This window comes from Halohasta litorea (genome assembly GCF_024494645.1).
GTDB lineage: Archaea > Halobacteriota > Halobacteria > Halobacteriales > Haloferacaceae > Halohasta > Halohasta litorea.
Genome location: NZ_JANHDJ010000002.1, coordinates 420849 through 436541, shown reverse-complemented (window position 1 = coordinate 436541; position 15693 = coordinate 420849). Strand labels below are relative to the sequence as shown.

The window sequence follows — 15693 nt, the reverse complement described above, 5'->3', positions numbered from 1 at the left end:
GTTTTCCGATCCGCGTGCGCCCGTCGGCGTTACTCGGCGCTCGACGACGAGGGCATGACGTAGGACCACAGCTGTTCGATATCGATCACACCCCACACCGCCGAGAGCGCCAACCAGATCCCCCCACCGACACCGATGACCGCCACCAGCGTCCCGATCCCGGTCACGTAGGGCAACAGGAGCCAAACGCCGACACCCATAATCCCAGCGATGAGGACGATCCGGCCGATCGACCCCGTGACCCGCCCGAACTGGATCGGGAGTTCGGTGGTGATGATATACACGTTGAGGAGGGTGTAGCTGCCGAACGTGACGACGGAGGCGGCTGCGGCACCTGTCGCCCCGTAGATCGGAATCAACAGCAGATTCAGCGAGACGTTGCCGACGGCCATCCCACCCTTAAATATCGCCCGAATCCGTGCCCGACCGAGGTAATCGAGACTGTCGGTGGTGATCTTGTTGACCGCGTTCGCGAGGATGAACAGGCTGAACACCTGCACCACCGTCGTCGCGCCGAGGTAGTCCTGACCGAAGACGTGGCGCATCGTCGGCTCGGCGACCAAAATCAGGCCGACCGTCGCGGGAATGTAGAAGATCAGGATGTGTTCCAGCGAGTACTCGTAGAGCCGGGCAGCGCGTTCGAGCCGGTCGCCAGCCTTGTCCTCGCCGAACGCCGGCGAGATCGTATACCCCAGCGAACTCGCCGGAGCAACGCAGGCCTCCGAGATCTGCTTGGCGACCGCGTAGAACGCGGCGGGCGTCAGTCCGGCGATGGAGGTGACGAGTATCGTGTCGATCTTCTTGTCGACCACGGTCGCCCCACGGGTCGCCGTCAGGGGGACGCTGTATTCGAGGATTCGCCTGACGAGGCCGTCTTCGGTCTCGTCGGCCGAGGGAAGCGTCTGATAGAACCGCGTGTACAGCAGGTAGCCGCCGATGGCGACCGACAGGACGAAGCCGAGCAGATAGCCCGCCAGCGCCCCCCAGACGCCGAAGCCGATGACGACGAGGGCGACCGCAAAGCAGAGCCGACCGATCTGGGCGGTGGCGTTGACCGCCGCACTCAGCGCGATCTCGTTGAGCCCCTGAAAGATCCCGGTCAGATACTTGTGGAGCGACTCGAAGACGACGTAGATCGCCGCAACGAACAGCAGCGGCGCGACCGCGCTTTCGCCGACGAGGGCGGCGATCTGGGTGTTGAAGGCCGCCACGACGACCGCGGTCAACAGACCGAAGCCGAGGACGAACAGCACCGACACCTTGAGGATCCGCGGCACCTGCGAGGGATCGCTCTCGGAGTACTCGGCGACGTATCGCGCGGCCGACGACGGCAGGCCGAGAGTCGCAAACATCGACGCGACGCCGACGACCGAGATCACCGTGTACAACAGCCCGTACTGGTCGGTAGTAAAGAGGAACCGGGTCAGGAGGACCAACAGCAGCGCGTTCGTGCCGATCTTGACTAGCCGGGCCGCAAAGCTCGCTTTGACGCCGTGGGCGATCCGGTCAGCGAACGCCATCAGCTATCCCCGTTCTCGATGAAATACAGGGTGAAGCCGCCGTTGTCCTGGACCCGGTAGATGTTGTCGGCGGTCTCCAGCGACTGGAACCCCTCTTCTGTGTACCGAAGCCCATCGTACAGTTCGACCTCGGTGGCGTAGTTCGACTCCTGGACCCCGAGGTACCGGTTTTCGTCGTAGGCCGTCGACACATTTGAATCGAACACCTCCCCACCGACACCGGTTCCGGGGAACCCGATTTGGTCGGCAGCCGGTCGGCCGTAGTAGGTCTGGACGTACCGGCGGGGGCCGCCTCTGATTCCCATGAAGACAGTGTCTTCGACGCGGTGGTCGAAGGCGACCGAATAGCCATCCATCGAGCTCTCGGTGACGTGGCCGTTCGACTGGTAGTAGTACGGCGAGGGATGCACCGCGAGCCCCTGCATCGCAATCATCACCGTAAACACCACCACGAGACCCGTCGCGACTGTCGTCCGCGAGACCGACCCCTCGAGCCGCGATGCGAGCTTCGCGATCCCGACTGCGCCGACGATCGTCACCGGGACCATCATAAAGCCCATGAAGCGGAAGTAGTGGTCTCCCTGATCGGCCGCGAAAACGAAGAGGAAGGCCAGACCGAGCGGAACGAGCCCGACAGTCAAGTAGGTCAGTAACGCTTTGCGGCCGGGTGTGCGACCGTCGAGCCGCCCCAACACGTTCCCGGCCATGAGCACGGCCGCGAACAGCGAGACGATCAGAGCGACGCCGAACAGTTTCACGAACAGCTCGTCGACGCTACCGCCGAGTGCGGTCAGCGAGGAGGTCTGTGTTTCGGTCATTTCGGCACCGGCAGTCACTCCGACCTGTTGGAACTGCGAAATCACGAAGCGAATGCGGCCGGTTGCCCGGTCGTGTTGCGGCAGCCACGAGGCGAACACGAGGAACGTCAGGATCGTATGGGCGTAGACCGGTCTGTGGTGGGCGATCCGGTCGGTCGGTCGAAACCGCCTGTAGCTGAACTGGACGGCCGCGATCGTCCCCAACAGGAGCAGCAGGCTCAGTGCCTCCTGGGGATGAATGAAGATCATGGCAACGCAGGCGATCGCGAGAGCGATGCCGGTCGACGTCCGCAAGGCGAACCCGTCGTCGGGCTCGGTGACGAACCGGAACACCAGATAGAGGACGAACGGGAGGTAGAGTATCGCCTGACTCGACGGGTGGGCCAGCAGGTGGATACTGAGGTGGTTGATCGGGATCAACAACAGCCCGGCAGCGAGCCCGATGGGAACCGCCCACCGACTATCGGTGAGATAGCGGACACAGAGGACCGTAAAGAGGATACTCAGGAGGGGAAAGACCACCAGCGGAACGAACTGGAGGGTATAGGTGAGATCGAACCCGGTGAGATCGCGCAGAAACACCGCCATCAGATGAATCGCGGGATAAATAACGCCGAAGGGGCTGCCGGTTCCCTCGCTGATCCCGCGGGCCCAGCCGAGATGCGTCATCGAGTCGCCAGCGCCATAAAAGAAGTAGCTGCGGACCAGCGGCAGTGCATACACCGACAGCGCAACGCCCGTCAGGAGCGCGAGCGCGAGGCCACGAATCCGGCGCGACGTCGGCGGTGCGAACGCGACCGTGAGGCCGACGATCACGGCGAGCCCGCTCCCGACCCAGAAGCCCAGCGGCGTCGACCCGTAGATCGAAAGCTCGTAGCCGGTCGCTGGCCGACTGTATGCGGCCGCGAGCGCCCCGGCGAACGCGAGGAATCCAACCGCCAACAGTGCCTTCAGAACGGTCGCCTGTCGTCGTGTGTCATTCATACGTAGAGTCCTGCCGCCGTCAGGCGGCACGAAAGCGAACTGCCGAGTACTGGCTCCGAGATCCCCTTTGTTATGTATCGCTTTGTATGCGAATGCTTCGCAGGATGGGCGAGCCTGTGGGGGGTCGATCGGGACAGGAAACGGTGACTCGGTGTCTACAGCCGACCGCAGACGAACCCTACAGCGATCGCTCGGAACCGTCGCCAGAAGGCGAACACAGGCCCGCTCGGAGCGGATATAAGCCGACCTTACTCGGGCCGATCAGCCGCGTGAGTCCACCAGCGTCGTGGGGCGGTCCTCGTAGACGGCATACACTTCGAACTCGCCGCTTTCGACGGTGGTTTCGTCACCGATGAAGTTCAGTCGCTCGACGACTTCGCCGTCGGCTCTGATCTCCAGGAACTGGGCTTCTCCCCGCTCGGACCATCGGACTCTCGTGGTGCCGTCAGTGTTGGTTTCCATCAACACTCCGACGTCGCTGCCGTTCTGGCTTTCATTGACGTTGAAGTTGCGGTCGTCGAACTCGCCAGCAACGACCGCCGCCCCGACGACGCCCGCGACAGAGGCTGCCGACACGACCAGCACCACCACACACCAGAAGTTGATCACGTCGACTTTGGCGCGATCGGATGAGTGGGTGTGGCTGTTCATGATCCAGGAGTAGTGTGCGAAACGGGTAGTAGTCGAATGGACGAGATACGTGAATAAAAAGTCACCGTCCCGATACACGATCAGCGACATCACGGACGGAGATGGTGTCGTAGTAGGGATGGATTACCGAGCGGAGACACCAGTAGCTGCATCCCTCCACTCGGGTGGGATACGTCGCATCACATACCGCCTATACATAATTTTCTAGTGATTAATTGGATTCTTATAAATAATCCAGTCACCTCATGATCGGTAGCGATAAGTGCCAATCAGCTGATGCAGATTCGGAACGAACACAGCAGAATGCGAGTCTCACTGAAACTAGTTTAAACGAGCAATATTGGTTTTTAATAGTTTTACGCGTGTTTTCGTATTCGACGACGACAGCAGCCGAATCGACGGCTCGATGCCGAAGTAAGTCGACGAGCTCTACAGCACGCCCCAAATATATTTTACAGATAGCTGGTAAATCAAATATAGTACCGAATAAGTGATATTTCATCTCTCCTCTCCGGAGCCGCGGTGTTCGTCGCCTGTAAGGCCCAGCGAAGGACTTTCGATTCCGGTCCCGCCGGTACGCTGACCGAGGGTCACTCTCGTCGTCTCGCTGATTGAAGGCTGGCGACATCCAGGACCCACAGGCAACCGTTCAGGACGGTCGAACAGTGGCTCTCGATGTGGGAGACTCGCTAGGCGAGTACAGCACGCTGATAGACATCGACGAGACGGTCTATCTGGCGGGTTTGGCTGATCTCGCTGATCCGCTTGCGGCCGTTGGACCGCTCGCCGCGCCGGATGATCTCGACGAGCGAATCGGTGAGCGCGCTGTCGTCGGTGTGGACTGCCGACGGTTCGACACCCGCAAGCCGCTCTTCGACGTCGCCGACGTCGACCGAGACGACCGGCAGGTTACAGGCCATCGCCTCCTTGACGGAGTTCGGCGATCCCTCCCGGTGGGAGGTCAACAGCAACACGTCGGCGGCGTTCATGTAGGTGGGCATCTCCTCGTGTGGGACGCCGCTGACGGTCTGGAGTTCGATCCCCCGATCGAGCTCGGCGGCGGCCGCCTCGACGATGCGTTCGGCCCGCGGGTAGTTTTTGACGTCTCGATCCGGCGGGTACGGAAACAGGACCTGCACCGACTCGGGGTCCCAGCCGAGTTCCGCTTGGCAGGCCGCCTGTGGTTCGGGTCGGAACCGATCGAGGTCGATCCCGTGGGCGATGACATGGCAGTCACAGTCGAGTTCGGCGGCCATCTCCTCGGACATGACGATCACCTCGTCGGCAAACCGGGCCGCCCAGCGACCGACGGCTCCGTAGGTGCCCAGCAAATCGCTGCCCCACAGCGAGACGACCGTGGGATGAAACCACTGCAGCACCGCGGGCGGGGCCGATAGCCCATAGTTGGCGTGTACTACGTCGTAGTCGCCCCGGCTCGCCCACAGCGCCGCCGCGTAGAACCGTGCGTAATCCAGCGGCTGGCGGGACCCCGAGCCGCTCGTCCCGTCGGGGACGGTGACGACGTCGACCCTGACCCCCCGGTCCCGGAGGGAGTCGAGTTGCTGGAGGTAGAACCGCGCGCGGTGGTTCGTGACGAGGCTCAGCACCCGGAGGCCGCTGGGGTCGCGCTTGGTCTCGCTTTCGGCCGACTCCGGCTGCGTGGTCGTCGACTCACTCATCGGCGGCCTCCTGGATGACATCGAGCAGATAGTCGGTCACGTCGATGCTGTCGTCGAGCAGCGCGTCCCGGCGTTGGGCCCACCGGTCGCCCGCCTCGGGGTCGGTAGCCAACTCGACGGCGCGGTCGTGGGCCGTCTCCTCGTCGCCGATCGATTCGACGAGCCCCCGATCTTCGAGTTCGACGAACACGCCGAGGGCCTCGTCGGTGGCATGGGAGTTCACCCGGATCGTCGGCGTCCCGAGGAGGGCCGCTTCGGTCGCCATCGTCTCGCTGTCGCCGACCAGCAGCGCAGCCCCGGCGAGCAGCTGATGGATCTCCTCCGGCGGCACCGGCGACTCGTGGTCGCCCAGCTCCGGCGGCAGCGGGCGCTCCGAGGAGATGTACACCGTCCCGTGGTCAGCGAGTTCCTCGACGAGTCGGCGCTTGGCGTCCGGCGAGAGGCCGCTCCTGGAGACGTCGTGGTGAGCCCCCATCGAGACGAACCGGAGGACGAAATAGGGCTCCTCGGGATCGACGCCGTGCTCTCTGAGCCGCTCGGGGGCGACCGAAAACCGGTTGGGGTGGAGATAGGCCAGCTCGTCGAACCCCTCGTAGGTGCGGTGGGTGTCGCCGTAGTCGCGGCTGAACGACGAGGGCGTACACCAGTAGTCGACGAACGGGGCGATCAGTTTCGAGACCTTCCAGGCGTACTCGGTGTCGGTGACGACGATGCTTTTCGCGCCGGTGAGTGCGGCTGCGTGGACGGCCGACGGGAGCGCCCGGCTCACGACCACGTCCGGGTCGAATTTGCGGGTGAAGTCGATCGTCCGGAGTTCGCGGAGTGCCCATTCCGAGACCAGCGCCGCCGTGGTCGTCCCCTTCGTCGAGAGCACTGTGTGTTCGATCCCGTAGGCATCGAGCAGCGCCGTCGTCACCTCCTTTTCCCGCGAGGCGACCGCCACCGTGTGGCCGTCGGCCGCCAGTTCCCTGCTCGCGTTTTTAAATAGGTGGACGTGGGCGGGATGGGTGAGATCGAACTGGACGCGCATCAGCGACCACGACCCGCCGGGCCGCTTCGGCGTCGCCCCCCGCCTCCCGAACCGGCCGCTCGGTGTCGGTCCGCACCGCCACCTGGGAAGCGACCCTGTCCGTGTCGTATCCGTCGACGAACCGTCGCTGCGTCACCGCGATTCGTGTGCATTACGAACACCGGCGGCCGTAGGCGTGTTTGTTATAGCCACCTTACCGAGTTCGACGCCGATCAGCCACGAGACCGCACCGAGCGTAGGTTTCTTTCCAGTTTATTACCAGATGCGTTTTTGATATCACTGGATACGGGTCGGATACGTTCATCTGCATACATCGGTGGAAAGCTAAAAGCATCGACAGGACGTGGATCCCAAGGTGTAACCGATCGGGAATCTCGGTGCGGATCACAGTCGTCTGCCGGTTCTTCGCTGGCGGTTCGGAAACACAATGAATCAACGACTCACACATCTCAGTCGTCGGGCCGGTCGAGACGCCGTCGAGCGGCTCACACACCTCCCCGAGACAGCGTGGTGTAGCGCGAAGCACTACGCCCTCAAGCGGTTCGACCGGCCTGGCGGCCCGATAGACGACGCCGTCTTGGAGACGGTGCTCGCACAGTATCCCGAGACGGATGTCGTCTTCGTTCATATCGGGCTGAGCGATATCAAAACCGCCCTCCAGGAGAACCCCTACGACGCAATCACCGAAAAACTGGACGCGACCTTCGAGTCGGTCCTCGCGCCGGGGTTCACCCGTTCGTTCCGGGAGACGGGGGTTTTCGACATCCAGGAGACCCCACCCGAACTCGGTGCTTTTTCGTCGCTGTTCTTCGAGGATGCGACCTACCGAACGCCCGATCCGCTGCATTCGATTCTCGTCGATGGCCCCTACCGGTTCGACGGCTGTGGGTTCAGAGACACCTTTTCGCCCGACGGGCCGTACGGACAGCTGAGTGCGGACAACGTCCTGTATTTGAATATCGGCACGCCGTGGCTGATCTCGACACAGCTCCACTACGTCGAACGGGTGTGTGACGTCCCCTACGCGGAGACCGTCGAGATCGAGGGAGAACTCACCGTCGACGGCACGACCGAGCGGATCACCCAGCGGAACTACACCAAGAACAACTATCTGTACTTCTGGAACCGGCGTGGCCTCCGCGACGACATGGTGGCGGCGGGCGTGATGGACCACTACGTGCTCAACGGGCTGAACGTGATGGGTATGCGGGCCGGTGAGATGGAAGCGTTTCTGACCGAGCGGATCGACGAGGACCCCTACTACCTCGTTCGATAGTCATCAGTGACGACCGACCACCGGGGAACTCAGTCGGTATCCGCTGGCTGGTCGCCACCTGCTGTCGGGCGATCGTCCGGTTGCTGTCGACCAGCCGACCCGCGGTCGGCCTCGACGAGCCGGTCGGTCCACGTGCCACGGCGGAAGTAGGCGAGGGCGAGAGCCGCCATCAGCACGTTCGAGACGGCCTCGCCGTACCAGATACCGGTCGCACCCCAGCCGAGCGGCACCGCGAAGCCGTAGGCTAGCGCCGACCGGAGCACGATGAAGCCGATAAAGGCGAACACCAACGCCAGCCGCGTCCGGCCGCTGCCGCGGAACCCGCCCTGGATGATATAAAAGACCCCGAGGAAGACGTAGGTTACACCGACGATACGGAGATATGCTCCGCCTGTCGAGACGACCGACTGGGCTCCAGTGCCGCTGACGAAGACGCCGATAATCACGTCGGCGAACAGGTAGACGCCGATACTAAAGAGGAGAAACGTGCCGACGACGATCCCGATTGCCGCACGGACCCCACGTGTGGCACGGTCGACCTGTCCGGCCCCGAGGTTCTGGCCGACGACGGTTTCGACACCCCGTGCGATACCGAGCGCCGGGAGGACAACCATCGAGGTGACACGGGTACCGATCCCGTAGGCGGCGACGGCCTCTGCGCCCGCAATCGCGACGAGCGCCGTCAGGATCGTCACGCTCAGGGCCTTGGTACTGATTTCGAGGCTCGCGGGCGCGCCGATGGTGAAAATGCGGCGGATCGTCTCAGGATCGGGCACGAAATCGGCAGCGGCGAGTTCGATTCCGACGGCCCCCGACAGCAGCAGCCAGATGCCAATGACCGCGCCGATTCCCCTGGAGATGATCGTCGCGATCGCCGCGCCCTGGACGCCGAAGCCGGTGAATCCGGTCGCCGCGAACAGCGTCGATTCCAGCGATTCGAGGCCGAACCACGCGAAGAGCATGTTGTCCTGGAACCCCAGAATAAAAAACGGGTCGACGACCACGTTGAGGCCGACGCCGAAGGCCATCAGGTACAGCGGCGTTCGGGTGTCGCCCCATCCCTGCAGCAGCGACTGAAAGATGAAGAAGCTGAAGACGAAGGGGATCCCGACGAACATCGTCCGGGTGTACTCGACGGCCATCCCGAACTCGGTGGTGCCGGGGGTCGCACCGACGAGCAGGAGCAGCCACGGAGCCAGCAGATAGCCGACTACCGAAAACAGCAGCGAGACCGCAACTACGAGGCTGATTGTCTGTCCGGCGACGTGGCTGACCCGATCCAGATTGCCAGCGCCCTTGTGTTGGGCCACCAGCACCGTTCCGGCCACCGAAAACCCAAGCGAGAGGCTGATGACCAGAAAGACGATCGCCCACGAGAACGACAGCGCCGACACGGCGGGCTGGCCGAGCCGCCCCACCCAGAAGGTGTCGGCGAGGTTGTAGCCGACCTGGAGGAGATTGGTGAGCACGATCGGCAGCGAGAGGACGACAAGGGGTTTGAGCAGTGGGCCGTCGGTGACGTTGACCGACCGGTCCCGCGTGCTACTCATTCGCTGGCCTCCGTCTTGCTCGCCGTGAGACGGTGCTGGTCGACCGGTACCGACGCCAGCAGCCGGTGGTCGAACGGCCTCGGTGTCGGTTAGTCACGAACAGCACCCCGAATAACATGCCACCAATCAGCCCCGACAGCCGGATAACAGTTGCTTTTCGCCCGCGAGTAGCCCTCGACTACTGGCCGTAATGCACTGCCTACTCCCAAAAAAGATCACAAAAACCGGCCGAGCGGCGTTAGTCGTCGGCGGGTGCGATGGGGTTGCCCTCGCCGTCGGTCGGCGCGGGCGAGGCGTCCATATCGTCCTCGTCGGCGTATGGGTACCAGGTCATCTTCGTGTTGTGCATGTAGGGGTCCTCGTAGCTGGTCTCCTCGGGCTCGATGAGATCTTCGAGTTCCTCCTCGTCCTGCCGGGCGATGAAGGTGCGGAAGGTCTCGTCGCCCTCGCGCTGGTCCTCGAAGCTCGCAAGCAGGTTCTTGATCGCACCGGGCACCTCGTCGACGGGGACGCGCTGGCCGACCCACTCCGCAAAGTGTGGGTCCTCGCCGAGGCCGCCGCCGAGGCCGATATCGAGGGCCTCGACCGGCTCGCCGTCCTTCCGGGTCTTCATGCCGCGCAGCGAGATGTCGGCGATCTGCGGCTGGGCACAGGAGGCGGTACATCCGGAGAGGTGGATGTGGAAGTCCTCGACGCCGTCGGGAAGCTCGACGTTTTGCTTCAGCCAGCGGGCGAAGCGGACTTGGCGGTTCTTCGTCTCGACGATCGAGAGCGAACAGAACTCGGTGCCGGTACAGGCGACCGAGCCACGCATGAACGGATGTGGGTCCGGCGAGTAGTGCTCCAGGAGGTCCTCTTCGAGCAGGTCGTCGAGGTCTTCCTCGGGTACGTCCGTGATCATCACGTTCTGTCGCTGGCTGATGCGGATCTCGCCGGAGCCGTACTTTTCGGCGAGTTCGGCGAGTTCGAGGGTGTCATCGGCTCCCATGCGGCCGACCAGCACGTTGAGTCCGACGTAGTAGTTGCCGTCGGCTTGCTCGTGGACGCCGATCAGGTCGCCGTGTTCCTCGCCACCGGCGTTGTAGGTGTACTGCTCCCGTAGGTCGGTGCCCGCGGTTTCGAGTTCGAAGTCGACGAACTCCTCCTGGAGCGTGTTCCGGAATTTCTCGGGGCCCCACTCGTCCATGAGGAACTTGACGCGGGCGTTGTATCGGTTCTCGCGGTCGCCGTGTTCGCGGAACAGCGCTGAAATCCCCGCGGCCACGTCAGCGGCGTTTTCGGGCCGGGTAAAGACGTCGAGTTCGCGGGCGAGCCGCGGCTCGTTCCGGGAGAGCCCGCCGCCGACGCGAACGTTGAAGCCGCGGACTTCCTCGCCGTCGACTTCCTTGTAGGCTGGCTCGAAGGCAAGGTCGTTGATGTCACCCTGACCGGAGCCGTCAGGTGCGCCGGTGACCGAGACCTTCCACTTCCGTGGGAGATTCGAGTGGTCCTCGTTGCCTTTGAACCGCTCGTTGAGCTCCTGGATCACGGGCCACGCGTCGACGAACTCCGGGGCCTTTCCGGCCATCGGGTTGCCGACGATGTTGCGCCATGAATCACCACAGGCCTGCTGGGTCGAGAGGCCGTTTGCTTCGAGCTTCTCGAAGATCTCCGGGATATCCTCCAGTTTGATCCAGTGGAGCTGGATCGACTGTCGGGTCGTCCAGTCGACGTAGGCGTCGCCGAACTCGGGGTTCTCGGCGGGGCCGCTGGCGTACTCCTTGGCGATCTCGGCGACGACTTCGGTCTGGCCGGGTTCGAGCACGCCGTTGGGCGTGCCGATCCGCATCATGAAGTAGCTCTCCTGGCCGTTGCGCTGGTGGTACAGCCCCCACCATTTGAAGCGCTCGAACCACGCGTCGTGTTCGTCATCGGGGATCGACTCCCATCCGTCCTCCGCGAACTGATAGAGATGCTCCCGTATCTCGTTGCCGTAAACCTCAGATTTCCATCGCTCAACGTCAGTTGGCATACTACCATTCACTGTCTCCCCACGTAAACAGCCCGCTACCCCGTCAACCCTCCCCGGTGCTTTGATATACAGGTAACTGTTGCCGCTACTATCGCTGTCGGCGCTCGATCGGCCGCAGCACGATGTTCTGGCGGTCGTACCCCTTGTACTCACCCTGGCGGATGTGGCCGACCGGGAGTTTTCCGGGGACACCGCTTTCGCCACAGGCGATACATTTGCCGTAGGTCGTGACGGCGACCTGGTGACCGTCGGCCGAGACCCCGGTGAACCCCTCGGCGATGAAGTCCACGAGGTCACAATCGCAGAAATCAGGGGCGTCGAGCCGCCACAGTTCGCTTACACTGACACGTCGCTGGTCGTTGACCGACAGCCACGCACCGTCATCCAGGATGCGAAGGGCAACACTCATTTACTAACCCAACGTCCTCTATGGGGGTTTATCAGTCGCCTACAGCAATCACTGACCGCACTGATGACGCGGTTCGATTGTCTTAATCGGCCTCAGTCTGGTGGTTTTGTACTATTTGGGCTGTCGTCAGTACGGGCAACAGTCTCCTGTATTCCATACCCCGGGCCAGTGTTACGGGTTCGGTTGTGGTTAACCGTAGTGGGTGTGTATGGACACTCGATGAACGTAGCGACCACCGCCACGGAGGCGAACCAATGAGCGACAACGACCACTTAGCGAACCTCTCGGACGGTGCTGGCTGTGCGGAAGTCTGGGAACACCTCTCCGAGCAGCGCGAAGCCGAGGCCGCCGAGGCTGCCGACGCCGACAGCGAATCCGACGAGGAGTCGACCGCCGACGCCAAGCCCGCAGACACCGACGAGGACGCCGACGCCGAGCAGGACGCAGCCGCGAAAGTCCCTTGTCCGTAAGCCGACGCCCCTCCTGTAATTCGACTTCGACCCGCGATCTCAATGGCTGATGCCGTCTCAGTAGACATCGTGAGAGTTCACGATACCGGCGTGCTGACTCGTCGGCTCCCGGTCTGTAGCCCAGACGTTGAGACGAATCGACTCGCTGCAGGGCCGTCGGCTGGCCGTCGAATTTGGGAGGGAGTTTCAACGGACAGTGGGGAGAGTTCAGCCGGATTCCCAACAAGCTCTATTACCGATCCGGTACAGTCTTCAGCTATCGAATGAAGCGCGTCGATCACCAACTGATTGCGAAGGCCACCCCGACATTGCGGGAATATCTGAACAGGATGTTTTTACAGAACGCATCCATTAGTTGGGACAATGAGTGAGGAGTACGGCTCAGATCGAGAGACGCCGGTTGGGACGCCGGTCGTGCGGGCCGACCCCGAGATCACTGGCGAGCGGGCCGCCGAAGCGATCGGCTTCGACCCCGCCGACCCCGAGAGCGTCGAGGAGGCCGCCGGGGTCGTCTACGAGTTCGCCACCGGCGCGGTCGGCGGCAACGACCACGTGTTGATGCTGCGTGGGGCGGCCGCCTGCGCGGCGCTCGTTCGCGGGGTGGGCTCCTACAAGGCCGCCGCCGAGCGGGCCGGAGAGGGCGTGACAGTCTCGTTTATCCGGAAATGGGCCCGCGTCCACGACCTCCCGCAGTCGATCCGCCGCCACGTCGCCCGCGGCCACATCGCGCCGACGGCGGCCAAACACATCGCCCGCGTCCCCGCGGAAGACCGGTACCTGCTGGCGTGGGCCAGCCTGGATGCGGAGCTGACGGTGCGGGACATCCGGTCGGTCGCCAGCGCGATCAACAACGGCACCGACGTGGAGGTCGCCCTCCAGGACCACGACATCGAGCCGGGGCGGCTCTCGATGGACCTGCCGCCGGAGCTGTATATCGAACTTCGCCACCGGGCCTCGATGGAGAACCGCGATCCCGGCGCTGTGGTCGCCGACGCGCTGGCGGAGTATTTCGCCACGGAGTAGCCCAATCTATCAGTGGCCGGGATTGTGTGAGGAATGGCCGTAGTCGGCGGTGATGTAAACCCTTATTAATGCGTGCAGGCAATTTCGGATGAGGGCTGGTAGCTCAGTTAGGGAGAGCGTCTGGCTTTTAACCAGACGGTCGGGGGTTCAACTCCCTCCCAGCCCGTTTTGCTCCGAACACTATCGTGAGGAGCAACGCGACTGTCGAGGGTGTTGAACCCTGGAAGTCGCAACCGTGAGCGGAGCGAACGTTCGTCTTCCGTTGGTTCAACTCTCTCCCAGCCCGTAATTGATCCGGCAGTCGACGCGCCGATCAGGTCCCTGATCTGTTTAAATACCACCGGAACAGACTAGAGCGGAACGTCTGACGCGTACGAGGGATTTTTTACCACATGGAACGATAGATCAACTAGAGACAGAATCCCATTCAAACGGGGAGGCCTACACAATGAGCGACACTGGCACGCCGTCGGACGAGAGCTCGCTTTTAGCCCCTGCCGAGGCCGACGACCGGGAGGTCCCCACGCCCGCGGAGATCGAGAACTCCGCCGAGCGTTCGGTCACCGACTCGGTCGAGGTGTTGCTCAAGGGATTTATTACGCTGTTCAGCCGCGAGCGCGAGATCGACCTCGAAACCATCCGCGAACGGACGACGGTGCGGAACGTCGTCAACTACCGCGAGGTCGATCGGCGGCTCGACTCCGGCTGGAACGTCGACCCCGAGATCGTCAAGTTCGGCGAGGAGTCGCTGGCCGACGCGCTCGTTTTTAGCCACTATCAGCGCTCCTACGACGTGATCTTGAAGCCGGTCGACATCTTTACGCCGACCGACGAGGTCGAACTGTTTATTCACGACCGTAACCGCGGGATTCGCCACCGGCTCGTCCGAACGACACCGTCGCTCGACAAAGCCCTCGACCACACCGCCTCGAAGCTCACCCACAGCCATTTCAACCCCGAGGCGCCGTATCTCGCCTCGCTGATCGCCGACGAGGAGGCGCTCCCCGACGCGGAGGCGGCGGGCGAACTCGATGGCGACCCCTTCGATCCGACGATGGAGTAATTGGCCGTAGTCGACGTTTTCGGCCTGATACTGCCGTCGTAGATTCTCTCGTGGGTCCGTTTCGGAACGTCCCGACGAAGATAGACGACTCGGAATGCAGATGCCTCTCGAACCGCTGTTCGCTCCTACTCGAACACCAACTCTGGAGCCGATGTGAGGAGACCGAGGTAGACGACAAGGATACTAACGGCTAGTGTTCGAAGTGCTCCTGCCGAACGGCGGCGGCTCGAAGGGAGCGACTCAGCGATCCCGGAGAGTCCAAACGCGAGACCTATAAAGAGGAACAGATGGGAACTGTCGAGAATGACACCAGTATACACCCATGTGAGGAGGCAAATGAACGACAAACCCGAGTTGAAGAGCCCTTTCCTTCCTCCATCTGGCTCGCGGAACAGTATTTGTCGAACGATCTTCACACCTACTATCAATTGTTTGACCTTATAAAGAATCTGGATGACTGAAAAGTCGTCTAACGTCTCTCTGTCGTCTGTGTTGACCGACCTGATCTGATCGAATTGCGAACTGATTCTGTGTGAGATTCGCGCTTGCAGTCTCCCACAGACCACGGAAGAACCCTCAGTTGACGTTCTCGCCCTGGTAGCTCCCGTCGTAAGTGCCCTCGTGGTCGGCCTCGGCGAAGACGATCTGGGCAATCCGCGCGCCCTGATCGATCTCGATGTCGTGGTGGACCTCCAGGAGCCCCTCGCCTTTCCCCTCGTAGCCCGCATCCCAGACCGCCGTATGCAGCATACAGGAGTTCCGCATCAGCGACGAGCGAGGGTATATAAATCCGATGTGCTCCTTGGGGATGTGAACGGTCTCGCCGTACTGGACGATGTACGCGCCCGGATCGAGGTGGTAGGTGCCGTCGACCGGCTCGATCTCGTCGCGCTCGCCGATTTCTTTGTCATTCTGACCGATTCGGCCCGCGCTGATCTGTTTATAAATCTTCGCGGCAGTGAGGTCGACGCCGTTCGGCTGGAGCTGCTCCTCGTCGACTGGCGTGAGATGCTGACCGACGAACGCGCCTGATTCGAACATACCCGAGGCTCCGTCGGAACGGCCTAAACAGTACCGAGATCAGACTGGTTCGATTCTCGAAAACGTCGGTGTTGCGGTAGTAACCCGTCCCAACCGGGGTGTCGGCGTTCGATTCCACACGGTTAACAGTCGAGAAATACGCGGGATTTATACCCGCGTAGGGACCAT

The 15693-nt window shown here is 62.5% G+C and carries 14 protein-coding genes and 1 tRNA gene; 5 read left to right on the top strand and 10 right to left on the bottom strand.

Annotated elements, in window-relative coordinates; translation table 11 throughout:
* Positions 1-29: 29 nt before the first annotated feature.
* From NO877_RS07145 to NO877_RS07125, 5 genes are all read right to left on the bottom strand, one after another.
* Complete coding sequence (locus NO877_RS07145; protein WP_256395635.1) at positions 30-1520, bottom strand: flippase; 1491 nt, start codon at positions 1518-1520, stop codon at positions 30-32.
* Positions 1520-3322, bottom strand: coding sequence for a hypothetical protein (locus tag NO877_RS07140; RefSeq protein WP_256395634.1), 1803 nt, complete (start codon positions 3320-3322; stop codon positions 1520-1522). The genes NO877_RS07145 and NO877_RS07140 overlap by 1 nt, the downstream gene beginning before the upstream one ends.
* A gap of 261 nt (positions 3323-3583) precedes the next feature.
* Positions 3584-3973, bottom strand: a complete 390-nt coding sequence (locus tag NO877_RS07135) for a hypothetical protein (RefSeq protein ID WP_256395633.1) — start codon at positions 3971-3973, stop codon at positions 3584-3586.
* Between the two features lie 689 nt (positions 3974-4662).
* On the bottom strand, positions 4663-5652 hold the full coding sequence (locus NO877_RS07130) for a glycosyltransferase (RefSeq protein ID WP_256395632.1): 990 nt from the start codon (positions 5650-5652) through the stop codon (positions 4663-4665).
* Entirely contained in the window at positions 5645-6682 is a 1038-nt protein-coding gene (locus NO877_RS07125) for a DUF354 domain-containing protein (protein WP_256395631.1), read from the bottom strand. Before NO877_RS07125 ends, NO877_RS07130 begins: the two co-directional genes overlap by 8 nt.
* Before the next feature lie 427 nt (positions 6683-7109).
* On the opposite strand from NO877_RS07125, the gene NO877_RS07120 reads away from it, so the two are divergent.
* Positions 7110-7958, top strand: coding sequence for an AAC(3) family N-acetyltransferase (locus tag NO877_RS07120; RefSeq protein ID WP_256395630.1), 849 nt, complete (start codon positions 7110-7112; stop codon positions 7956-7958).
* A gap of 29 nt (positions 7959-7987) precedes the next feature.
* Here NO877_RS07120 and NO877_RS07115 read toward each other — a convergent pair whose 3' ends face one another.
* From NO877_RS07115 to NO877_RS07105, 3 genes are all read right to left on the bottom strand, one after another.
* Complete coding sequence (locus tag NO877_RS07115) at positions 7988-9508, bottom strand: MATE family efflux transporter (protein ID WP_256395629.1); 1521 nt, start codon at positions 9506-9508, stop codon at positions 7988-7990.
* Between the two features lie 238 nt (positions 9509-9746).
* Complete coding sequence (locus NO877_RS07110; protein ID WP_256395628.1) at positions 9747-11519, bottom strand: nitrite/sulfite reductase; 1773 nt, start codon at positions 11517-11519, stop codon at positions 9747-9749.
* An 88-nt stretch (positions 11520-11607) separates the two neighbouring features.
* Entirely contained in the window at positions 11608-11928 is a 321-nt protein-coding gene (locus NO877_RS07105) for a DUF8134 family protein (RefSeq protein ID WP_256395627.1), read from the bottom strand.
* A 254-nt stretch (positions 11929-12182) separates the two neighbouring features.
* Here NO877_RS07105 and NO877_RS07100 point away from each other — a divergent pair, with 254 nt between their 5' ends.
* The 4 genes from NO877_RS07100 (at position 12183) to NO877_RS07085 (ending at position 14484) form a co-directional block, all read left to right on the top strand.
* Entirely contained in the window at positions 12183-12398 is a 216-nt protein-coding gene (locus NO877_RS07100) for a hypothetical protein (RefSeq protein WP_256395626.1), read from the top strand.
* Between the two features lie 363 nt (positions 12399-12761).
* Positions 12762-13421: a DUF7119 family protein gene (locus tag NO877_RS07095; RefSeq protein WP_256395625.1), complete on the top strand. Its 660-nt coding sequence runs from the start codon at positions 12762-12764 to the stop codon at positions 13419-13421.
* A 92-nt stretch (positions 13422-13513) separates the two neighbouring features.
* Positions 13514-13587 (top strand) — tRNA-Lys (locus tag NO877_RS07090).
* 282 nt (positions 13588-13869) lie between these two features.
* Positions 13870-14484, top strand: a complete 615-nt coding sequence (locus NO877_RS07085; protein ID WP_256395624.1) for a hypothetical protein — start codon at positions 13870-13872, stop codon at positions 14482-14484.
* A 125-nt stretch (positions 14485-14609) separates the two neighbouring features.
* On the opposite strand, the gene NO877_RS07080 is transcribed toward NO877_RS07085, so the two are convergent.
* Entirely contained in the window at positions 14610-14900 is a 291-nt protein-coding gene (locus tag NO877_RS07080) for a DUF8011 family protein (RefSeq protein WP_256395623.1), read from the bottom strand.
* A 160-nt stretch (positions 14901-15060) separates the two neighbouring features.
* Positions 15061-15525 (bottom strand): deoxyuridine 5'-triphosphate nucleotidohydrolase, encoded by a 465-nt coding sequence (locus tag NO877_RS07075; protein WP_256395622.1) that lies wholly within the window; start codon positions 15523-15525, stop codon positions 15061-15063.
* Positions 15526-15693 lie beyond the last annotated feature (168 nt).